Here is a 20571-nt window from a genome sequence, read left to right on the forward strand (position 1 = left end):
GCCGGTTTCGTTAGCTCAAGCCCTGACAGGAACGCCCCCCGATGCTCTACGCCATCCTTTGCTACAACTCCGAACAGGTCGTCGGGTCCTGGACCCAGGAACAGGACGACGCCGTCATGGCGCGCCTGCAGGTGGTCCACGAGGCCCTGGACGGCAAGCTCGGCCCGGCCATCCGCCTGAACCCGACCAAGGCCGCCACCACCTTGATGAAGAACGAAGAGCCGCACTACGTCGTCGACGGCCCCTATGCGGAGACCAAGGAAGCTTTGCTGGGCTTCTATATCCTGGACGTCGCCGACAAGGACGAGGCCCTGGACGCCGCGCGCCAACTGGCCGTCGCCAACCCTGGCGGCGCCTACGAGATCCGGCCGATCTCGCTCTACATCCCCGGGATGGCGCTGGCCGAAGCCTGAGCGGGGTGAAAATCCTCGAAAGCCCTGTCGGGATGCAGGGCCCCGCCACGTCCTAGGGACGACGACGCCGATCAAGGCGGCGCGACCCGAGAACAGGAGACGACCGTGGCTTCCTCCAAACTGCAGCGCTGGATCGGCTGGGGCCTGACCGGCCTCTTCGTGGCCTTCATGACCTTCGACGTCCCGATCAAGCTGCTGCAGCTTGAGGTCGTGAAGACGACCCTGACCGAGATGGGCTTCCCACCGCATCTCGGCCTCGTCATCGGGATCGTCGAGGCGATCTGCCTGGCGCTCTACCTGGTCCCCCGCACATCGGTCCTGGGCGCGGTCCTGTTCACCGCCGTGATGGGCGGCGCCATCGCCAGCCACATGCGCCAGGAGGCGCCGCTGCTCAGCCACACCCTGTTCGGGGTCTATCTGGGCCTGTTCATGTGGGGCGGCCTCTTCCTGCGCGACGCGCGGCTGCGCAGCCTGTTCCCGGTCCGGCGCTAGCCGTCGGCTCGGTCTGGAACTCGGCGCCGTCGCCTGCTAGACGGACCTCCGTCACCGAGACGACGCGCGGGCGTGGTGGAACTGGTAGACGCGCCGGACTCAAAATCCGGTTCCGAAAGGAGTGTCGGTTCGAGCCCGACCGCCCGCACCATCTCGAAATGGCGCCTCAGCCAGCACGTTTCCGGTCATCTCTGCGGAACCGGACATGTCCCGATGCATGCGTTGTCGACCGGCGCCTCTCGCTCCTGAGTGCCCAATGCCGCACTCAGATAGTTCATGTTTTGTTCTTGACTTTGATGCGCCTTTTTGAGAGGCTGTAGCAAGCGTCGAGCGTTGCAACTTCAATCACCCGCTTCAGGGTGAGGTGGATAGCGCCTTGCGCTTTTGAGCCCCCCAACAGCGCCTTCCGCGGCTCTGTTGCAGGTCGCGCACTTCGCGCGGACTCCCTCATTTATCCATGGAGAAGTGAAATGGCGCGCATGCCTCGCGGCGAGCCTCGGTCTGTACCGGATCGGGCCGGTGAACTCTACGATCAGGAGATGGCGAGAATTCAGGCGCAACGACAGGCTGAGGATCGTGGGCTCAACTCGCCGTTCGACCTCGCCAAGGATGCGTTCCACGACTTCCAAAATGGGCCGGATATTCAACGTCCGACCACGGCTCAATCGTTCATTCCCATTGTCGGCCCAGCCTGGGAAGCCGCCGCGGACCTGCAGGACGGAAACTACGCAGGTGCAGCTTTCAATGGCGCAATGGCTGTAGCAGATGCGCTGCCCGTCGGTGTGGCGATCAAGGGCGGCAGGGCGCTCACAAAAGGAGTTGGGGTGCTGAAGAAGGGTTCCGTCACCGCCGACGCGTCGCGCAAGGCGTTGCGCAAGCTCGGGGTGGCCAAGGCCGGAGAGGAGATTCACCACACCCTTCCGCTAAGGGGCCTCGGCCGCAACGTGCAGGACCCGAGGAACCACTACGTGTTCTTGAAGGTGCTGCCGAAGGAGCAGCATCGGCGGCTGACGGGCAGCTGGGGCGGCAAGCCCAGGTATGATCCCATTCGCCGTGTCTGGTACGGTACGACGGACTGGATGAAAGCCGTGCCGACCGGCCTCACGGGGTATGCCGCTGACAGCATCGAGAATCTCTCGCGCCCCACCCCGCCGACGAAACGGCCTCGGTGACCGGCAACTTTACAAGCCCGGCTCGCCTGGATAAGTTCCCCTTCTGTTCGCGTTTGATCGGGGGATATATGAGAACGGCGCAGGTGGACTTTTGCTTTCCCGTCCTGGGTTTCACGACGGATTCCGACATCTGGGGCCTGCCTGATTTTGATGCCCTGACGACGTGCGGGCCGCGGACGTTGAAGGAGGGGCTACAGGTTGGGATGGAGCTCATCGACAGTGAAGGGCGTCGCTGGGTCGTCCGTTCGGTTCGGCGGACCGGACGGGCCGGATCACTGCTATCGCTGCTGTTGCCGCTGGGTCCCGCACAGTCGCGGATCGAGCATGAGTTGGAGCCGCTCGCGCCCACCTCCCTCGCAGAAGTGCAGGCGCGGGTTTGTGAGGGGATGAAGTCTCACCCCGATTTCTGGTGTGAGGACGATGAGCGAGACACGGTCCTGCCGGCGCGTCTCGCGGAAGTGAACGCGACCGCCACCATCGCCGGCATCCATGAGGTGCTGGGGCTGGACAGCTTCCACGCCTACTGATCGATCAACAAAAGTCCACGGCTCTGTCGGATAGCGGCGCCCTCCCCCGTCCTTAGGACACGATCGAGACGCCTGGAGGATGAGCCGATGGCCGCGACGGCGGATGTGGACACCTATCTGGCGGGCGTTCCCGCCGAGCAGCGCGCAGCGCTCGAGACGTTGCGCGCCCAGATCAAGGCCGCCGCGCCCGGCGTGACCGAGACGATCAGCTACGGCGTGCCGGTGTTCAAGCTGGGCAAGTCCCTGGTGTCGATGGGTGCGGCCAAGGCCCACTGCGCCTTCTATGTGATGAGTTCGACGGCGATCGAGGCGTTCTCGAGCGAGCTCGCGGGCTACAGCACCTCGCCCGGCACCATCCGCTTCAAGCCTGACGCGCCCCTGCCCCCCGGCCTGGTGGCGAGGATCGTAGCGGCGCGGATCGCCGAGAACGCCGCCACGGCGGCCAGGGCCCGCTGACCTCGGACCATCGGCCGCAAGCCTTCCCTACAGCGGAGGCTCGACGGGGCGCATCGGTAATGATAATCGTTCGCAATTGAGGCGCGTAAGGACCTCGCGATGAACGATCTATCGGTGCAGCTCGATCTGGCCGCGGTTCCGGCCGACGGCGCGGTGGTGCGCCTGAGCGAGGCCCTGGTGGGCGACGTCGGCGTCATCATCGAGGTCCGCGCCGAAAGCACGCCCCTGGCTCACGGCGTCGACGTCCACGAACTGCAGCGCCGCCTTCTGGAATTCGGCTTCGTCGAGGGCGCCCGCATCGAGGTGCTGCACGAGGGCGCCATCCGGCACGACCCCATCGCCGTGCGGGTGGACGACACCAGGGTGGCCCTGCGCCGCCGCGACGCCGGCGACGTATTCGTCCTGCTCGACACGCCCCGCGCCCAAGCCCGTCCATGAGCCAGGCCCTGCTCGCCCCGGCCCGCGTCGCGCTGGTCGGCAATCCCAATTCCGGCAAGACGGCGCTGTTCAACGCGCTCACCGGCGCGCGCCAGAAGGTGGCCAACTACGCCGGCGTCACCGTCGAGCGGAAGGAGGGCGTGGTCGTCACCCCCGCCGGCCGCAGCCTCTACATTCTGGACCTGCCCGGCACCTATTCCCTGCGCGCCCGCAGCCCCGATGAGGTGGTGACCCGCGACGCGGTGCTGGGCAAGCTGGAGGGCGAGGCTCCTCCCGACGTGGTGGTCTGCGTCGCCGACGCCACCAACCTGCGCCTGGTGCTGCGCCTGGCCCTGGAGCTGAAGGCCGTGGGCCGGCCCATGGTGCTGGCGCTCAACATGTACGACATCGCCCAGCGCCAGGGCCTGCGGATTGATCTCGAGGGCCTGGCGCGCGAGATCGGCGCGCCCATCGTCACCACGGTGGCCACCCGCAAGCGCGGCATCGAGGACCTGGTCGCCCAGGTCGACGCCCTGGCCGCCAGCGGCGCGCTGGCGACGGAGAACACCTGGCGCGAGCCCGACGCCGCGGAGATCCGCCGAGCCCACGCTGAGGCCCAACGGATCGTGCGCACCTATGTGCGGCCGCCCGAGTATCCCGACACCTGGACCGGCCGCGTGGACGCCGTCCTGCTGCACCCGGCCTGGGGCCTGGCGATCCTGTTCTCCCTGCTGTTCCTGATGTTCCAGGCGGTGTTCACCTGGGCCACCCCGGCCATGGACGTCATCGAGGCCGCGTTCGGATGGTTGGGCGACCTGGTGGGCCAGGTGGTGACCAACGACCTGGCGCGCAGCCTGATCGCCGACGGGGTCATAGCCGGGGTCGGCAGCGTGCTGGTCTTCCTGCCGCAGATCCTCATCCTGTTCCTGTTCATCCTCCTGCTGGAGGATTTCGGCTACATGGCCCGGGCCGCCTTCCTGATGGACCGGATCATGGGCGGGGCCGGCCTGCACGGGCGGGCCTTCATCCCCCTGCTCTCGTCCTTCGCCTGCGCGATCCCGGGGATCATGTCGACGCGGGTGATCGATTCCAAACACGACCGGTTGACCACCATACTGGTGGCTCCGCTGATGACCTGCTCGGCGCGGATCCCGGTCTACACCCTGATCATCGCGGCCTTCATCCCCAACACCCAGGTGTGGGGCTTCATGAGCCTGCAGGGCCTGGTGATGTTCGGCCTCTACGCCGCGGGCATTATCAGCGCGCTGGCGGTCTCGTTCGTGACCCGGCGGCTGTTCTGGCGCGGGGCGGTGGAGCCGTTCCTGATGGAGCTGCCCACCTACAAGCTGCCCGACCCCGCCAACGTCCTGCGCAACCTGTTCCTCCGCGCCCAGATCTTCATCGAGCGGGCCGGCCGGATCATCCTGCCGCTGATGATCCTGATCTGGGTGCTCTCGACCTTCCCCTACGCCCCGGCCGGCGCCGTGGGGCCGGCCATCGACTACAGCTTCGCCGGCATGATCGGCCACGCCATCCAGCCCCTCCTGGCGCCGATCGGCTTCAATTGGCAGATGTCGATCGCGCTGGTGCCCGGCATGGCCGCCCGCGAGGTGGCCGTGGCCGCGCTCGGCACCGTCTATGCGGTGGGCGACGCGGAGAACAACACCGGGACGCTCGCCTCGACGCTCAAGGGCCATTGGTCGGTGGCCACGGGCCTGTCGTTCCTGGCCTGGTACATCTTCGCCCCGCAGTGCGCCGCGACCCTCGGCGTGGTGAAGCGCGAGACCAATTCCTGGCGCTGGCCGATCGTCATGTTCGTCTACATGACCGCCCTCGCCTATCTGGCGGCCTTCGTGGTCTATCGAACCGCAGTCGCCTTCGGAGCGGGGTGAAGCTTCACCATACGCAACCCTTAGGAGAAATTAATTGCCCCTCTTAAGGGATCGCTAAATCTGCTCGCCGTAGCGTTTCCAGATCGGGGAGCGACAGGAATGGACCGAGCCACCACTCAGAAGCGCCGCAAGGCGTCGAACGCGCAGCCGGCGCGCGACCATCTGGCCGAGCGTATTCGAGAAACCCTGCTGCTGTTCGGCGGCGAAGCCCACCGCCGCGACGTGATCGCCAGCGTGGCGCGCGAAACCGGGCTCGACACCAAGAACATTCCGCAGGATTTCGAGGCCGCGGTCATCCTCTCGTTCGAGGAGACCCTGCGCGACGAGGTCCGCCGCGCCGCCCACGGCTTCTATCTGAAGTTCGGTGAAGGCTCGCACCGCTGGAGCGTCAAGCTCCCGGAGACGGCGCACTAGACCTTCGTCCGAGACGACGCGCCAACCCAACACCACGATCGTCATGGTCGGGCCCAAGTCCCGGCCATCCGTAGATGCAGGGTTGTGTTAGACTCGTCGGCCTTCGGAGACGCTGTATCGACGCGCTCCGCGTCACCTACGACAAGGTGATCGCTCGTGGAGTTCGGCGGGAGCTAGCTTGTGACAAGCGCAGAACGGAAGACCGACTACGACCTGACTTGCTGGTACCTCAACTCCCGCAGAGTCATTGAATTGGTTGGCGCTGAGCAGATGACGCCTCAGCTTCAACAGTTAGCCTCGATTGGGAACTACGATGACCACTGGCGCACGTTGGCGGCCCTCGGATTTCTGAAAGACCAGCTCACGGATTGGGTACGTCGCGCCAATCCCCCGACCCTAGGGCAGCTCATAGCGAGAGGGCAGCTCGGCGAGAATCGCATCTTCACCCACTTCTCAAATTACTACTTCAAGGGCTTGCCCAAAGTGTCGGCCGCGCTCAACAAGCACGCAGCGACGGTACCGATGGCCGAAGCGTACTCGAAGTTGGACGATGTCAGAGAAGGCCTACGGATAAGCTTCAACTTTCACCATGAGCACCTGACGTCGACCTCGTCATGGGTGGAGCTAAGCGGCCAAAAGAGAGTCCTCGTTGTCGGTGTGACCAACGCGGTGAGCACTAACGAAATCCGCGTCACTCCGATCGTCATCGCCTATCCCTATGTCGACATCCTTTCCGATACGCCGAGCCTCATTGGATCGAATTGGATCAACAAGCTTGAGCTGTTCATCGACGACATCGACACGTTTGAGCACGTCCGAGAATTTGATCGGCCACGTGCCAAACGGGACCTCGAAATCCTGAGGAGCATTCCCGAGGCCGACATTAAGCAGGCCTTCGCCGAGATCATCGGTGAGCCGACAGTACCCAAAGACTGGGGCGGCGAGCGGTCCGACCTTATTACGACCTATCTCGAAGTCGGAAACACCCGGATCGCTGCGGCTTTCGCCTTCAAGGGGCCAGCAAAATTCCACCCCATGACCGTCGCGGACCTAGGCAAGAACGGCGATCAGATAGACCGACTCTTCTCCGAACCCGCTGAAGTGATGGTTCTCCAGCACTGCCACGAGATCACGCCCCCAGTACGCAGCATGATGCGTGCCTACGCTCAGCGAATGGGCCAACTCAAACTTGCGTGTGTGATCGACGGGTACGACACACTTCGAATATTGGGTGCTTACCGCAAATGTGGGGTCCCAACACCAAAGCGCCGCCCACCCCCACGCAATTACGACGAGGTCGAAGACTTCGGCGACCTCTAGCCCGATAAGGAAAAAGGCGCGGAGTCAAGCTCACGCGCCTTTTTGATAGTTGAGGAGGAACGGCACCAGCCGCCCAGTTTGTCGCTATCGCCGCGAATGTGAGAAGGATTTCTCCTCCGAATCTACGACTAGAACCAACAACCTTTGCCGCAACCTTCTTCACAAAAGACGTTTTAGGTTTTTGTTTTCTGCTCATACCGACCTCTTTCAACTTTCCGGCCATTAGGACCACGAGACTGATGAAAGCGGCGATAGCAATCAGGAAGACGGTTGGAATCGAACCAGCAACAACTCCGAAGCTCAAATTTCACAGCAATATAGAGAAGTTTTGGCCAAAATGCAATTTGTTTTCATCACATTCCTTCGAAATTCCACTCCAGACTAACTCTCACCCTTACGAGAAATGGATCTATACAGCAACCAGTTCGCAACAATGAGCACGTTTCAGCCAAGATATTCATCGCTATCCTTATCAGATCGCAGACGCCACAGTCTCCAATGCCGAGGTGGTCGATGGGAGCGGCAATCGATCCGCAACCTTCACTGCGACACCCTCCGCTCGGTCGAGGATGACGAGCAACTTGGGGATGGATCGTTCAGCCCTTCGTCACCCCACCCGAAAGCGCGTCGGCCGCGCCCTGCAGGCGGCCCAGCAACCGTTTCAACAGCGCCACCTCGTCGGGCGACAGCCCCGCGATCAGCGCCGCCTCGTAGGCCAGCGCCAAGGGCGCGACCTCCGTATGCAGCTCCGCCCCCTGGGTCGTCAGGGCCAGGACGTGGGAGCGGCCGTCGGCATGGTGGTCGCTGCGCGCGATCAGCCGGCGGACAGTCAGGCCCTGGGCCGCGCGGCTGACCGTGACCTTGTCCATCCCCGTGCGCGCGACGATGGCGCCCTGGGTCAGGCCGCCGTCCTCGGCCAGCACACAGATCAGCCGCCACTGCGGGATGTTGAGGCCGAACCGGTCCTCGTAGGCCCGCGCGATAAGCTGGCTGACCGCGTTGGAGGCGACCGAGAGACGAAAGGGCAGATAGGCGTCCAGCTTCAGCTCGCCCGGGAGCGGCTCGGAAAGCTGGGAGCGCACGCTCATGACCCTTGGACCTCCTGCTCGATGGCGCCGAAGATGGTGTGGCGGCGTGCGTCGCGCATCTCAATCCGGACCCGGTCGCCGGACTTGAGGAACGGCGTGCTGGGCGCGCCGTGGGCAAGGGTTTCGACCGTCCGCAACTCCGCGAGGCAGGAATAGCCGACGCCGCCCTCGGCGACAGGTTTCCCTGGACCACCGTCGGGACCGCGATTCGACACCGTCCCCGAGCCCACCACCGTCCCGGCCGACAGGGCGCGGGTCTTGGCCGCGTGGGCGATCAGGGTCCCGAAGTCGAAGGTCATGTCGACCCCGGCGTCGGCTTCGCCCAGCAGCTTGCCGTTCAGCTCGACCTCGACCGCGCCGTGCAGCTTGCCGTCCTTCCAGGCTTCGCCCAGTGCGTCGGGCGTCACCGCCACCGGCGAGAAGGCCGAGGCGGGCTTGGACTGGAGGAAGCCGAAGTTCTTCGAGAGCTCGGCGGGGATCAGGTTGCGCAGGGACACGTCGTTGGCCAGCATGACCAGGCGGACGGCGGCCAGGGCCTCCTCGCGGCTGGCGCCCAGGGGCACGTCGCCGGTGATCACCGCGATCTCGGCCTCCAGGTCGCACCCCCAGGCCTCGTCGGCCAGCGGGATCGGATCGCGCGGCGCCAGGAAGCCGTCGGACCCGCCCTGGTACATCAGGGGATCGGTCCAGAAGCTCTCGGGCATGTCGGCGGCGCGCGCCTTCCGCACCAGGGCAACGTGGTTCACATAGGCCGAGCCGTCGACCCACTGATAGGCGCGCGGCAGCGGGCTCTCGGCGTCCTTCTCGTGGAAGCGGACCCGCGGGATCGAGCCGATCTCCAGGCCCTCGGCCAGGCCGCGCAGCAGCGGTTCGCAGCGTTCCCAGTCGTCGAGGGCGGCCTGCAGGGTCGGCGCGACATTGGTCGCCTCGACACACCAGGCGAGATCGTTGGAGACGACGACCAGGCGGCCGTCACGACCCCACTTGAGCGAAGCGAGCTTCATACTAGGTTTCCTCCTGGCCGACGGTGCGTGTCAGGCGCACGCCTTGTTCGTAGGCCTCCGGCAAATAGACCACGACCTCGACGCAGATGTCGCCGCCGGCCTCGTCGACCCACAGATAATTGCGCTCGAAACAGACGTCGCGGCCGGCCGGAGTGTAGCCCTCGTAGGTGTCGCCCCACGGGGTGCAGGCCACCATGTCGCGCCGGCCAAGCGAGCAGGCGCGCTCCAGCTCCTCCTCGGCGGCTTCGGTCAGATCGGCGTTCAGGTCGACTTGCGCCATGGCTCGGACGCTCGCGTTCAACCCGGCGTGCGCCAGCTGTTGACGTAGTCCGGATTCTCCACCGTAGAGGCCGCCTCGCCCACGTCCAGCGGATCGCGGGTGTCGATCATCACCGCGTACTCGTCGGTGGCGGCCTTGGGCTGGCTCAGCATGTTCTTGAGCGCCTTGGGATGGGGCCCATGGGTGAAGCCCGACGGATGGAAGGTCATCATCCCGGCCTCGATGTGGTCGCGGCTGAAGAAGTCGCCAGCGTGGTAGAACAGCACCTCGTCGAAGTCGTCGTTGTTGTGGAAGAAGGGTACCTTCAGCGCGCCCGGATCGGTCTCGAAGGGCCTGGGCGCGAAGGTGCAGACCACGAAGCGGTCGGCGACGAAGGTCGTGTGGACGCTGGGCGGCAGGTGGTAGCGGTGGCTCACCACCGGGCGGATGTGGCGCACGTTGAGCCGCACCGGCGCCAACTCCCCGTGCCAGCCCACGGCGTCCAGTGGGTTGTAGGGATAGGTGACGGTGGAGACCTCGCCGCGCTTCTTGACCGCGACCCGGGTCTGCCCGTCCTGCGCCTGATGGGCCTTGAAGACCTCGTCCAGTTCGGGCGTGTCCAGCATGGCCGGATCGAACAGGGCGTGGCCGCCCAGCAGGCCCTTGTCGGGCAGGCTGAAGTGGCTGTTGGTCGCCTGGATCATCAGGATCGCCGTCGGCTCGGCAGGCTCAAGCCGCCACATGGTCCCCCGCGGCAGGTAGAGATAATCGCCGGCTTCGTAGGCGATATGGCCGTAGTCGCAGAAGAGGTCGCCGCGTCCCTGGTGGACGAACAGCAGCTGGTCGCCGTCGGCATTGCGGGCCAGGCCCGGCATGGCCTCAGCAAGCTTCCAGAAGCGCATCTCGCAGGCGGCGTTCTGGAGGATCACCGGAGCGGCCCAGGGGGAGCCCTGGGCCTCGTTCAGGCGGGCCAGGTCGAAGGCGCGGGGGCGCAGCGGACCCTCGAAATCGCTCCAGCCGGTGGGCGGGCGCGGATGGTGGATGAAGGCGGCGGGACCGAAGAATCCCTCCTTCGAGATCTCCCGCTCATAAGTGCCCGCCGGCATGTCGGCGTGGGCCTGGCGCGAGTGGGTTCCTTGCGCGGCGCGGACCGGGATCCAGTTGCGGGCCATTCAGGGTTCGTCCTTGTAGATGGCGACCACCAGCGGCCGATCGGCGGCCAGGCTCGCGCGGTACATGCCCGAGGTGTTGTAGCTCCAGGCGATCTGGCCGTCAGGCGCCACGGCGATGATCCCGCCGTCACCGCCCAGCGCCGTCAGCTTGTCCTGCACCACGATATCGGCCGCGGCCTGCAGGCTGAGCCCCTTGTGCTCCACCAGGGCGGCGATCTCGTGGGCGACGCCCAGGCGGATGAAGTACTCGCCGGTGCCGGTGGCCGAGACGGCGCAGGCGGCGTTGGAGGCGTAGGTCCCCGCCCCGATGATCGGCGAATCCCCGACCCGACCCCATTGCTTGCCCGTGGTCCCGCCCGTCGAGGTGCCGGCCGCGACGTTTCCAAGGGCGTCGAGCGCGACCACGCCCACCGTCCCGTACTTGCCTTCGTCATGGACCAGTTCGTGGACCGGATCGGGCCGCTGCTCGCCGACCGGCCTGGGCGGAACCGGCAGGTCGTGGGCCTTGGCGAAGTTCTCGAGGCTGCGCCAGCGGCGCTCGGTGAAGAAGTAGGACGGATCGGCCTGCTCGACGCCGTTGGCCTTGGAGAAGGCGTCGGCGCCGGCGCCGACCAGCAGCACGTGCGACGAGCGTTCCATGACCGCCCGCGCCAGCGAGATCGGATGGCGCGTGCGGGTGACCCCGGCCACCGCGCCCGCCGCCAGGGTCGCGCCGTCCATGATCGAGGCGTCCAGCTCGTTGGCGCCCCGGGCGGTGAACACCGCGCCACGGCCCGCGTTGAACAGCGGGTCGTCCTCAAGCAGATGGATCGCCGCCTCGATGGCGTCCAACGCCGAGCCGCCGGCCCACAGGACCGCGCCGCCGGCCTCGGCCACCCGCGCCAGGGCGGCGCGATAAGCCGCCTCCTGCGCGGGCTTCAGGTGGCTGCGCTCGATCGTTCCCGCGCCCCCGTGGACGGCGATGGCCCAGTTCGGCGAGGTCAAGGCTCAGCCCTCCTTGGCGGGCAGGACCCCACGGCGGATCTGGTCCAGCTCGATGGACTCGAACAGGGCCTTGAAGTTGCCTTCGCCGAAGCCTTCGTTGCCCTTGCGCTGGATCATCTCGAAGAAGATCGGGCCGATCATGTTCTCGGTGAAGATCTGCAGCAGGATGCCCTGGCCCTCGGTCGGGGCGCCGTCCAGCAGGATCCGGTCGGCGCGCAGGCGGTTGACGTTCTCGCCGTGACCCGGGACCCGCGCGTCGATGCCGTCGAAATAGGTGTCGATGGTGTCCTGGAACTTGACGCCCCGGTCCCGCATCGTCTCGACGGTCGTGTAGATGTCGTCGGCGCCGAGCGCCACGTGCTGGATGCCTTCTCCGCCGTAGTCCTTGAGGAACTCCTCGATCTGCGAGTGGTCGTCCTGGCTCTCGTTCAGCGGGATGCGGATCTTGCCGCAGGGACTGGTCATGGCCTTGGAGAACAGCCCCGTCTGCGCGCCCTCGATGTCGAAATAGCGGATCTCCCGGAAGTTGAAGATCGTCTCGTAGAACTCGGCCCACTTGGCCATGCCGCCGCGCACGACATTGTGGGTCAGGTGGTCGAGATAGGTCAGGCCGACGCTGTTCTTCGCCACCTTCTCCGCCGCGCCCTCGATGGGCAGGAAGTCGACGTCGTAGATCTCCTGGGCTCCGTAGCGGTCGACCAGATAGAGGTTCGAACCGCCGATCCCCTCGATGGCAGGGATGTTCAGCTCCATCGGCCCGACAGGGCCCTGCACGGCCTTGGCGCCGCGCTCGACGGCGAGCTTCAGCGCCTTGGCGGCGTCCTTCACGCGGAAGGCCATGGCGTTGGCCGACGGCCCGTGGACCTCGCGGAACGCCGCGGCCTGGCCGGACGGCTCCATGTTGAGGATGAAGTTGATGTCGCCCTGACGGAAGCGCAGCACGTTCTTCGAGCGGTGCTTGGAGACCACCGTGAAGCCCATCATCTCGAACAGGCCCTTCAACCGCTCGGGCTCGGGCGAGGTGAACTCCACGAACTCGAAACCGTCGGTGCCCAGCGGATTCTCGAACAGGTCGCCCGACGCGGCGCCCTGCCCCTTCACTTCAGTGGTCATGGATGCGCTCCGAGCGATAGTATCAGATGAAACTAAATGCCCCAGGCCGCCGGCAGAGACAAGCCCCCTCTTCACTGGTAGCAAACGTTTGAACGCCCCTTCGGATCGCCATGCTTCGCAAAACCTACGACTGGGTCATGAACCTGGCCGCCTCGCGCCACGCCCCGGCAAGCCTGGCGGCGGTTTCGTTCGCCGAGAGCTCCTTCTTCCCAATCCCGCCCGACGTGATGCTGGCGCCCATGGTGCTGGCGCGACCGGAGCGGGCCTATGTCTACGCCACGATCTGCACCGTGGCCTCGGTGCTGGGTGGGATGCTGGGCTACACGATCGGCCATTTCCTGGGCCCGGTCGGCGAATGGCTGCTGATGGTCACCGGCAATTCCGGAGGCCAAGCCGCCTTCGAGGCCTGGTTCGCGCAGTGGGGCCTGTGGGTGATCCTGATCAAGGGCCTCACCCCGATCCCCTACAAGCTGGTGACGATCTCCGCGGGCCTGGCCGACTTCTCGTTCTTCACCTTCGTCTGGGCCTCGGTGGTGACGCGGGGCGCGCGGTTCTTCCTGGCGGCGACCCTCATCAAGTATTTCGGGCCGGCGGTGCGGGAGGAGGTGGAGAAGCGCCTGACCCTCTACACCGTCATCGGCCTGGTCGTGTTGGTGGGCGGCTTCGTCGCGCTCAAGCTTCTGTAGAGCCCGCGCCCGTTTTAGGATCATATCGGCGGTCATGAGCGGTCTCATCTCCCCCTTCCTCGAGCGCTGGCGCCTCACGGCCCTGGCCTCGTCCCTGCTGATGCTGGCCATCGCCCACGGTTTCGAGACCTTCGGCGGCCTGGCCCCCTGCAATCTCTGCCTGCGGGCCCGCGAGGTCTATTGGGTCGCCGCCGGGGTGGCCCTGGCCGGGATGCTGGTGGTGCGTACGGCGAAGGGCGAGCGTTGGCGCGCCGCCTTCAACGCCCTGCTGGCCCTGATCTTCGCGGTCGGCGTCGGGGTCGCGGTCTATCACGCCGGCGCCGAGTGGAAGTTCTGGCCCGGCCCCAGCACCTGCGCCGGCTCGGGCGGAACGGTCAGCGCCGCCGACATGGCCGCCCTGCTCAACGGCGCCAAGATCAAGCCGCCGGCCTGCGACGAGGCGGCCTGGGTGTTCCTGGGCCTGTCCATGGCCGGATGGAACGCCCTGGTCTCGCTGAAGCTGACGGTCCTCAGCCTGCTGGCGGTGCGCCACGAACGGGCCAAGCGATGAGCGCCAAGCCGATCCCCCCGCGTCCCGGCGCCGGAGCCATGAGCGCCCGCCTGGCCGAGATCCTGCGCGTGGACCACGCCGGCGAGCTGGGCGCCGTGCACATCTATCGCGGCCAGCGCGCCGTGCTCTCCCAGGCCCCGGGCCATGAGCGGATCGCCGGCCAGCTCGAGGAGATGGAGGGCCACGAGGCCGTCCACCTGGCGCGGTTCGACAAGCTGCTGACCGAGCGGGGCGTGCGGCCGACGATCATGACCCCCCTGTGGCGGGTGGCGGGCTTCGCGCTCGGCGCCGGCACGGCCCTGCTGGGCGACAAGGCCGCCCACGCCTGCACCGAAGCCGTGGAGACCGTGATCGAGGAACACTACGCCGGCCAGATCGCCGAGCTGGAGAGCCGCGAGCCGGAACTGGCCGCCGAGCTCTCGAAGTTCCGCGACGAGGAGCTGGCCCATCGCGACCAGGCGTTGGAGGAAGGCGCCCGCGAGGCCCCGGGCTATCCGGTGCTCGCCGCCGTGATCCGCGCCGGCTGCCGTGCGGCCATCAAGATCAGCGAAAAACTGTGACGCAGGACGAGATCACCGCCCTGCGCCGGGGCTCGGAGACGCCGGTGCGTGCCGGTGCGGCCGACCTCGCCGCCGTGGCCGACGACCTTTCCGCCGCCTTCGCCACCGATCCGATGTTCGACTGGTTCATGCGCGACGACGCCCGGCGCGAGCCCGCAAGGCTCAGGCTCTTCAAGCGCCTGGTCGGAATGGCCCTGGCCGACGGCGAGGTCCTGCGCCCGGGCAGCGGCGGCGCAGCGTCGATCTGGCTGCCGTCTGAGAACCTGGGCCCCGGCTCCTTCCTCGAGGAGCTGCGGGTGATCCCGACCATCCTGGCCGCCACCGGCTTCGCGCGGCTCTCGCGGATGTCGGCCATGCGCGCGGCCATGGACAACCATCACCCCATGGAACGCGCCCACGCCTATCTGTGGTTCCTGGGGGTGCGCCCGCAGGCTCAGGGCCTGGGCGTCGGTTCGCGGCTGCTGGCCGCGGGGCTGCAGCGCGTCGACGCCGTGGGCCTGCCCGCCTATCTGGAAAGCTCCAGCCCGGCCAACGTGCCGCTCTACCGCCGCCACGGCTTCGAGGTGACCCGCGAGATCCAGCCGACGCCGGACTCGCCGGTGATGTGGGCCATGTGGCGCGAGCCCCGGTGATCCTGCTCTACCTGGTCCTGATCAACCTCACCGCCTTCGCGGCCATGGGCTGGGACAAGTCGTGCGCCGAGCGCGGCGTCCAGCGCATCCCGGAGCGAACCTTGTTGACCCTGGCGGTCCTCGGCGGCGCCCCCGGCGCCATCGCCGCCCAGCACGCCTTTCGGCATAAGACCCGCAAGCAGCCGTTCGAGATGTGGTTGTACGGAATTCTCGCGGTGCAGGTCGCCGCGGCCGGCTACATCGCCTTGGCGCCCGGCTAGGCTTCCAGCTCGATGTCCCAGTAGAGGTAGTCGAGCCAGCTCTGGTGCAGGTGGTGGGGCGGGAACTTGCGGCCGCGATCCTGCAGCTCGTGGGCGGTCGGCCGCCTCGGCTTGTGGAACGGGTGCATGTGGGCTTCGTGCGGCGTGCGCCCGCCCTTGTGCAGGTTGCAGCGGGCGCAGGCGGTGACGATGTTTTCCCAGGTCGTCCGCCCGCCCCGCGAGCGCGGCACCACGTGGTCGAAGGTGAGGTCCTCGCCCGCCCGGCAGTACTGGCAGACGAAGGCGTCGCGCAGGAACAGATTGAAGCGGGTGAAGGCCGGCGGCCGATCCTGGGGCACGTAGTGCTTCAGCGAGACGACGCTGGGCAGGCGCATGGCGAAGGAGGGGGAATGGACCTCGTGGTCATAGGTGGAGACCACGTCGACCCGGTCGAGGAACACCGCCTTGATCACCTCCTGCCAGGGCCAGAGGGACAGCGGATAGTAGCTGAGGGGCCGGAAATCGGCGTTCAGCACGAGACAGGGCCAGCCGGACGGCGGGTGGCTAAGCACCTGCATGGCCGGACCTCCGTCGGCGCGGGCTCGCGCCTATGGCGTACGCGTAGAGACTGAAGACGGGCCCCCTTTCGCGATCTGGTCGTCCTCGAATCTCCCGATGGCGATTCTGGCGACACGCGAATTATAGGGCAGATTTCGAGACAGCTCCATGACTGGAGCGCATCACCCCGTCACACGGCGCGCAATTCAGGCCGTGGACGGGGCGGGTTCGGCGGGCATCAGACGCCAACGACCGCGGTGGCGCCGGCGAGGCTCAGGCTGATGAGGACGAAGGCGACGGCGACGGTGGCGTCGAAGAAGCGGCCGAGGTTCGAAAGAGCAGACATGGCGACATTCCTTTTTTGGGTTCGGGTCCCGGCGGCGCCGGCTCCCTGTCCATCTGGACAACGCTAAGATACCATCCATCTAAGCGATGTACAGATACATTTTACACTGTAAGCTATTAGAAAACGTATAGGCTCGATCAGGGGAGCTGGGACAAATAAAAAGGGGGCCCGAAGGCCCCCTTCCATCGTTGGACAGGGTTGGGGAGGTTAGGCGCCGAGGGCCGCGGTGGCGGCGGCGACACCAAGGCCCAGGACCAGTAGGAACGCGGGGGCGATCCGGTCGAAGAACCGTTCGAATGAGGTAAGACCAGCGAGAGACATGACACACACCTTTCAGTTTGAACCCCGGGGGAGCGGGGGCGTTTCTTATTTGAACAATGCTAAGATAACATCGATCTGAACGCCGTCAAGATGATCTTTACGCCGTCCAGATTCAGATTTAGAGTGACCCCGATGAGAGAAACTGTCGCCGCCGAGAACCGCCCCTATCACCACGGCGATCTGCGCCGCGCGCTGATCGACGCCGCCCGCCGCCTGCTGGAGTCCGAGGGACCCACGGCGCTGTCGTTGCGCGCGGTGGCCCGCGAGGCCGGGGTCAGTCCGGCCGCGCCCTATCACCACTTCAAGGACAAGGGCGAACTGCTGGACGCCGTGGCCCACGAGGGCTGGGACATGCTGAACGCCCAGATGGCCAAGGCCAAGGCCGAGGCGACCACCATCCAGGACAAGCTGACCGGTCTGGGCGTGTCCTATGTCCGTTTCGCCCAGACCAATCCGGCGCTCTACCGGGTGATGTACGATTCCTCCCGCGACAAGGAAGCGCTCCCCGACCACGCCCACATGCAAGATGACAGCGCCTATTGCCAGGTGCGCGACACCTTCATCGAGGCCGGCGCCGACGTGAGCAACGAGATCGACCTGGAGCTGGCCACCAACGCCGCCTGGTGCGCGGCCCACGGCATGGCCGAGATGATCAGCTTCAAGATGTTCGACCACTTGAAGGTCGCCCTGGGCGGGGAAGAGGCCTTCATCCGCGCCACCTTCCAACACCTGGGCATTTTCGCCGCCGCCCGGCGCCGCTAAGTCTCACGGGTGTTCGTCACCCGCTTCGCCCCCTCCCCCACCGGCCTGCTGCATCGCGGCCACGCCTTCTCGGCGCTCACCGCCCATGCGGCGGCGCGGGCGGCCGGCGGGCGCTTCATCCTGCGCATCGAGGACATCGACGCCACCCGCTGCCGGCCGCAGTTCGAGGCCGCCATCCTCGAGGACCTGGCCTGGCTGGGCCTGGCCTGGGAACAGCCGGTGCGCCGCCAATCCGAACACCTGGCCGACTATCAGGCGGCGCTCGAGCGCCTGACCGCGCGCGGCCTGACCTACCGCTGCTTCCGCACCCGCCGGGAGATCGCCGCCGACATCGCCCGCGCACCCCACGGGGCCATGGAGATCTGGCGCGGCGGCCCGCTGCCCCAGGACGAGGAAGCCGCGCGCCTGGCGGCCGGCGAAGCCTTCGCCTGGCGGCTGTCGCTGGACGCCGCCGAGCGCGCGCTGGGCGGCTTCGGATCCCTGGACTTCCTCGAGGAAAGCCAGGGCCGACGCATCCCGGCCGATCCGGGCCTGGGCGGCGACGTGGTGCTGGCGCGCAAGGATGTAGGCGTGGCCTATCACCTGGCGGTGGTGGTCGACGACGCCTTGCAGGGGATCAACCACGTGATCCGTGGGGCCGACCTCTTCGAGGCGACCCACGTCCAGCGCCTGCTGCAGGCCTTGCTGGACCTGCCCGCCCCGGTCTATCGCCATCATGCCCTGCTGAGCGGCCCGGACGGCAGGCGTTACGCCAAGCGCGACCGCGCGCAGACCTTGGCGGAATTGAGGGCTGGCGGCATGACGCCCCAGGCGTTGCGACGGGAGCTGGGCTTTGACTGACGCGTCGGCCACATCCGACACCGGCCACCTGAAGGCGCTCGCCGTGCTGGTGATCGGCGCCGCGGTGATCGGGCTCGCGCCCATCCTCGTGCGCCTGGCCGACGCCGGTCCGGCGGCGGTGGGGTTCTGGCGGGTGGCCTTCGCCCTGCCCTTGCTGGCGCTGATGGCCCAGAAGACCGACGGCGGAGTAGGTGGCGCGCCACGCCTGGCCCTGCTGGCCGGGGTCGCCTTCGCCCTCGACCTGAGCTTCTGGCACTACGGCATCGCCTTCACCTCGGTGGCCAACGCCACGGTGCTGACCAACCTCACGCCGGTGGTGGTGACCGCTGTGGCGTGGCTGGTCTTCAAGCAGCGGCCGCGCAATCTCTTCGTGGCCGCGGTGGCGCTCGCGGTCGGCGGGGCCTGGCTGATGGCCGTGGGCCGCGGCGCCCACGCGCCCGGAACCAACCCGCCGCTGGGAGACGCCTTCTCGCTGCTGACGGCGGTCTGGTACGCCTTCTATTTCCTGGCGATCAGCGCGGCCCGGCGCACGGCGGGCGCGACGCGGATCATGTTCTGGTCGGGCATGGCCAGCGCGCCCCTGCTGCTCGCCGCGGCCCTCCTGCTCGGCGAGGACCTGCTGCCCGCGACAGCCGGCGGCTGGGCCGCCTGCGTGGCGCTGGGGGTCATGCACGTGGCCGGCCAGGGCTCCATCGCCTGGGCGCTGGGCCGGCTGCCCGCCGCTACGGCTTCGGTGGTGGTGCTCGTCCAACCCGTGGTCGCCGCCATCCTCGGCTGGATGCTGTTCGCCGAGGCCCTGGGCCCGGTCCAGGCCCTGGGCGCCGGGATCGCGCTCGCCGGCGTCGTCCTGGCGCAGATGGCCTCACGGCCCAAGGCGCTCGCCCAGACCTAGGCCAGGGCGTAGGCGCGGCGCGCGGTCTCGATGGCGGCCAGCTTGGCGTGGAACGGGGCCCAGTCGTCGCGCGCGTCGATGTGGCCCCAGATCACCTCGATCTCGTCATAGAGCAGCTCTTCGGGCTCCGGTTGCGCGAAGTAGGCCGCTTCCAGGCGTTCGGGCCGCTCGACCGCGTAGGCCTTCAGCAGTTGGCGGAAGTCGGCGAAGCCCTCGTCCGCATAGATGTCGCCTCGCGGGCCGGACAGCGCCCGTTCCCCGGCCCCGCAGAACCAGTCGAAGAAGAACGGCTCCCAGCGCAGCCGCTCGCCGCCGACCGAGATCGCCCGGAACGCCGAATTGACCAGGGCCGCATCCTCCTCGGTCGAACGGCGCCGCAGGCCCAGCCGCGACAGCATGGCGGCGGCCAGGGCCTCGCGATAGGCAGGTCCGAAGCCGTTCAGCGCCTCGGCCAGCGGCTCCTGCGCGGTCACCAGCGACAGGCAACCGGCCAGCTGCTGCAGGTTCCAGAACACCGTCTCCGGCTGGCGGCCGAACGAATAGAGCCCGGCTGAGTCGAAATAGGCGGCGGTGAAATTGGGATCGTTCCGCGGCAGGAACCGGAAGGGCCCGTAGTCGAAGCTCTCGCCGGTGATGTTCATGTTGTCGGTGTTGAGCACCCCGTGGACGAAGCCCGCGGCCATCCAGCGCGAAGTCAGGGTCGCGGCGCGGGCGACCACGGCGCCCAGCAGGGCGGCGGCGCGGTCCGGCGCGTTCCCGAGCTCCGGATAGTAGAGCTCGACCACATGGTCGACGAGGGCGGTGATGCGCTCCGGCTTCTGGTGGAAGGCGTGCCGCTGGAAGCTGCCGAAGCGGACATGGCTGTGCGAAAGCCGCACCAGGACCGACGACCTCGTCGGGCTCGGCTCATCGCCGCGCGTCAGTGGTTCGCCGGTTTCGATCAGGGAGAAGGACTTCGAGGTGGGGACGCCCAGGGCCTCCAGCATGGCGGTGGCCAGCACCTCGCGCACCCCGCCCTTGAGCGTCAGCCGCCCGTCGCCCTGTCGCGACCAGGGTGTCTGGCCCGATCCCTTGGTCCCAAGTTCCAACAGGCGGCCGCTTCCGGCCTCGCGCATCTGAGCGAAGGTGAAGCCCCGCCCGTCGCCGAGGTCGGGGTTGTAAACGCGGAACTGGTGGCCGTGATAACGCTGGGCCAGGGGCGTCTCGAGATTGCCCGGCAGAGGTTGGAAGCGGCCGAAATGGGCGACCCATTCCTCGTCGGTCAGGGTCTCGAGGCCCACGCTGGCGGCGGCGCGGTCGTTGCGAAACCGCAGCAGGGTCATGGGGAAGTCGGCGGCGGCCACCGGGTCGGCGAAATCGGGTCCCAGCTCCTGGACATGCGGATCGGGGCGGTAGGCCGGGGAGACGGGCATGACATTCTGATGGCGCAGGGCGCCCCCATGCGCAAGCGCGAGGGAATAGA

At 67.2% G+C, this 20571-nt stretch carries 25 protein-coding genes and 1 tRNA gene; 18 read left to right on the forward strand and 8 right to left on the reverse strand.

The window, feature by feature from the left end:
* The first annotated feature begins 41 nt into the window (after positions 1–41).
* The 10 genes from Q8Q77_RS02590 (at position 42) to Q8Q77_RS02635 (ending at position 7103) form a co-directional block, all read left to right on the forward strand.
* Positions 42–413, forward strand: coding sequence for a YciI family protein (locus tag Q8Q77_RS02590; protein ID WP_305580872.1), 372 nt, complete (start codon positions 42–44; stop codon positions 411–413).
* Positions 414–518: 105 nt separating this feature from the next.
* The gene (locus tag Q8Q77_RS02595) at positions 519–905 is read left to right on the forward strand and encodes a DoxX family protein (protein WP_305580874.1); all 387 of its coding nucleotides are present in this window, start codon (positions 519–521) and stop codon (positions 903–905) included.
* A 66-nt stretch (positions 906–971) separates the two neighbouring features.
* Positions 972–1056 (forward strand) — tRNA-Leu (locus tag Q8Q77_RS02600).
* 319 nt (positions 1057–1375) lie between these two features.
* Complete coding sequence (locus Q8Q77_RS02605) at positions 1376–2077, forward strand: hypothetical protein (RefSeq protein WP_305580876.1); 702 nt, start codon at positions 1376–1378, stop codon at positions 2075–2077.
* Between the two features lie 203 nt (positions 2078–2280).
* Positions 2281–2604, forward strand: coding sequence for a hypothetical protein (locus Q8Q77_RS02610; RefSeq protein ID WP_305580878.1), 324 nt, complete (start codon positions 2281–2283; stop codon positions 2602–2604).
* An 87-nt stretch (positions 2605–2691) separates the two neighbouring features.
* Positions 2692–3060 (forward strand): iron chaperone, encoded by a 369-nt coding sequence (locus tag Q8Q77_RS02615; protein ID WP_305580880.1) that lies wholly within the window; start codon positions 2692–2694, stop codon positions 3058–3060.
* Positions 3061–3159: 99 nt separating this feature from the next.
* On the forward strand, positions 3160–3498 hold the full coding sequence (locus Q8Q77_RS02620) for a FeoA family protein (protein WP_305580882.1): 339 nt from the start codon (positions 3160–3162) through the stop codon (positions 3496–3498).
* Positions 3495–5369, forward strand: coding sequence for a ferrous iron transporter B (locus Q8Q77_RS02625; RefSeq protein ID WP_305580885.1), 1875 nt, complete (start codon positions 3495–3497; stop codon positions 5367–5369). Before Q8Q77_RS02620 ends, Q8Q77_RS02625 begins: the two co-directional genes overlap by 4 nt.
* Before the next feature lie 99 nt (positions 5370–5468).
* Positions 5469–5783 (forward strand): hypothetical protein, encoded by a 315-nt coding sequence (locus Q8Q77_RS02630; RefSeq protein WP_305580888.1) that lies wholly within the window; start codon positions 5469–5471, stop codon positions 5781–5783.
* 180 nt (positions 5784–5963) lie between these two features.
* Entirely contained in the window at positions 5964–7103 is a 1140-nt protein-coding gene (locus Q8Q77_RS02635; protein ID WP_305580890.1) for a hypothetical protein, read from the forward strand.
* Between the two features lie 596 nt (positions 7104–7699).
* On the opposite strand, the gene Q8Q77_RS02640 is transcribed toward Q8Q77_RS02635, so the two are convergent.
* The 6 genes from Q8Q77_RS02640 to hppD are packed head-to-tail and all read right to left on the reverse strand — an operon-like array spanning position 7700 to position 12723.
* A complete protein-coding gene (locus Q8Q77_RS02640) occupies positions 7700–8191 on the reverse strand; it encodes a MarR family winged helix-turn-helix transcriptional regulator (RefSeq protein WP_305580892.1) in 492 nt (163 codons plus the stop codon).
* Entirely contained in the window at positions 8188–9195 is a 1008-nt protein-coding gene (locus Q8Q77_RS02645; RefSeq protein ID WP_305580894.1) for a fumarylacetoacetate hydrolase family protein, read from the reverse strand. Before Q8Q77_RS02645 ends, Q8Q77_RS02640 begins: the two co-directional genes overlap by 4 nt.
* 1 nt (position 9196) lies before the next feature.
* The gene (locus Q8Q77_RS02650; RefSeq protein WP_305580896.1) at positions 9197–9475 is read right to left on the reverse strand and encodes a hypothetical protein; all 279 of its coding nucleotides are present in this window, start codon (positions 9473–9475) and stop codon (positions 9197–9199) included.
* A 17-nt stretch (positions 9476–9492) separates the two neighbouring features.
* Positions 9493–10626 (reverse strand): homogentisate 1,2-dioxygenase, encoded by a 1134-nt coding sequence (locus Q8Q77_RS02655; protein WP_305580898.1) that lies wholly within the window; start codon positions 10624–10626, stop codon positions 9493–9495.
* Positions 10627–11610: an isoaspartyl peptidase/L-asparaginase family protein gene (locus Q8Q77_RS02660; RefSeq protein ID WP_305580900.1), complete on the reverse strand. Its 984-nt coding sequence runs from the start codon at positions 11608–11610 to the stop codon at positions 10627–10629.
* A gap of 3 nt (positions 11611–11613) precedes the next feature.
* Positions 11614–12723, reverse strand: coding sequence for a 4-hydroxyphenylpyruvate dioxygenase (hppD, locus tag Q8Q77_RS02665; RefSeq protein ID WP_305580902.1), 1110 nt, complete (start codon positions 12721–12723; stop codon positions 11614–11616).
* 110 nt (positions 12724–12833) lie between these two features.
* On the opposite strand from hppD, the gene Q8Q77_RS02670 reads away from it, so the two are divergent.
* The 5 genes from Q8Q77_RS02670 to Q8Q77_RS02690 are packed head-to-tail and all read left to right on the forward strand — an operon-like array spanning position 12834 to position 15411.
* Positions 12834–13409, forward strand: a complete 576-nt coding sequence (locus Q8Q77_RS02670) for a YqaA family protein (RefSeq protein WP_305580904.1) — start codon at positions 12834–12836, stop codon at positions 13407–13409.
* 34 nt (positions 13410–13443) lie between these two features.
* Entirely contained in the window at positions 13444–13959 is a 516-nt protein-coding gene (locus tag Q8Q77_RS02675; RefSeq protein WP_305580906.1) for a disulfide bond formation protein B, read from the forward strand.
* Positions 13956–14519, forward strand: a complete 564-nt coding sequence (locus Q8Q77_RS02680; protein ID WP_305580908.1) for a demethoxyubiquinone hydroxylase family protein — start codon at positions 13956–13958, stop codon at positions 14517–14519. The genes Q8Q77_RS02675 and Q8Q77_RS02680 overlap by 4 nt, the downstream gene beginning before the upstream one ends.
* Entirely contained in the window at positions 14516–15151 is a 636-nt protein-coding gene (locus Q8Q77_RS02685; protein ID WP_305580909.1) for an N-acetyltransferase, read from the forward strand. Before Q8Q77_RS02680 ends, Q8Q77_RS02685 begins: the two co-directional genes overlap by 4 nt.
* Positions 15148–15411 (forward strand): DUF1294 domain-containing protein, encoded by a 264-nt coding sequence (locus Q8Q77_RS02690; protein WP_305580911.1) that lies wholly within the window; start codon positions 15148–15150, stop codon positions 15409–15411. Before Q8Q77_RS02685 ends, Q8Q77_RS02690 begins: the two co-directional genes overlap by 4 nt.
* Here the strand turns inward: Q8Q77_RS02690 and Q8Q77_RS02695 are convergent.
* On the reverse strand, positions 15408–15968 hold the full coding sequence (locus Q8Q77_RS02695; protein ID WP_305580913.1) for an HNH endonuclease: 561 nt from the start codon (positions 15966–15968) through the stop codon (positions 15408–15410). The genes Q8Q77_RS02690 and Q8Q77_RS02695 overlap by 4 nt on opposite strands.
* A gap of 779 nt (positions 15969–16747) precedes the next feature.
* Between Q8Q77_RS02695 and Q8Q77_RS02700 the strand changes: the two genes are divergently transcribed.
* The 3 genes from Q8Q77_RS02700 to Q8Q77_RS02710 are packed head-to-tail and all read left to right on the forward strand — an operon-like array spanning position 16748 to position 19109.
* Positions 16748–17377: a TetR/AcrR family transcriptional regulator gene (locus tag Q8Q77_RS02700; protein ID WP_305580915.1), complete on the forward strand. Its 630-nt coding sequence runs from the start codon at positions 16748–16750 to the stop codon at positions 17375–17377.
* Positions 17378–17386: 9 nt separating this feature from the next.
* On the forward strand, positions 17387–18217 hold the full coding sequence (gene gluQRS / locus Q8Q77_RS02705) for a tRNA glutamyl-Q(34) synthetase GluQRS (RefSeq protein ID WP_305580917.1): 831 nt from the start codon (positions 17387–17389) through the stop codon (positions 18215–18217).
* The gene (locus Q8Q77_RS02710) at positions 18210–19109 is read left to right on the forward strand and encodes a DMT family transporter (RefSeq protein WP_305580919.1); all 900 of its coding nucleotides are present in this window, start codon (positions 18210–18212) and stop codon (positions 19107–19109) included. Before gluQRS ends, Q8Q77_RS02710 begins: the two co-directional genes overlap by 8 nt.
* On the opposite strand, the gene Q8Q77_RS02715 is transcribed toward Q8Q77_RS02710, so the two are convergent.
* Positions 19106–20521 (reverse strand): protein adenylyltransferase SelO, encoded by a 1416-nt coding sequence (locus Q8Q77_RS02715; RefSeq protein ID WP_305580921.1) that lies wholly within the window; start codon positions 20519–20521, stop codon positions 19106–19108. The two genes, Q8Q77_RS02710 and Q8Q77_RS02715, sit on opposite strands and share 4 nt — an antisense overlap.
* Positions 20522–20571 lie beyond the last annotated feature (50 nt).

Origin of the sequence: Phenylobacterium sp., from assembly GCF_030698145.1 — a bacterium.
In the GTDB taxonomy this organism is placed as follows: Bacteria; Pseudomonadota; Alphaproteobacteria; order Caulobacterales; family Caulobacteraceae; genus Phenylobacterium.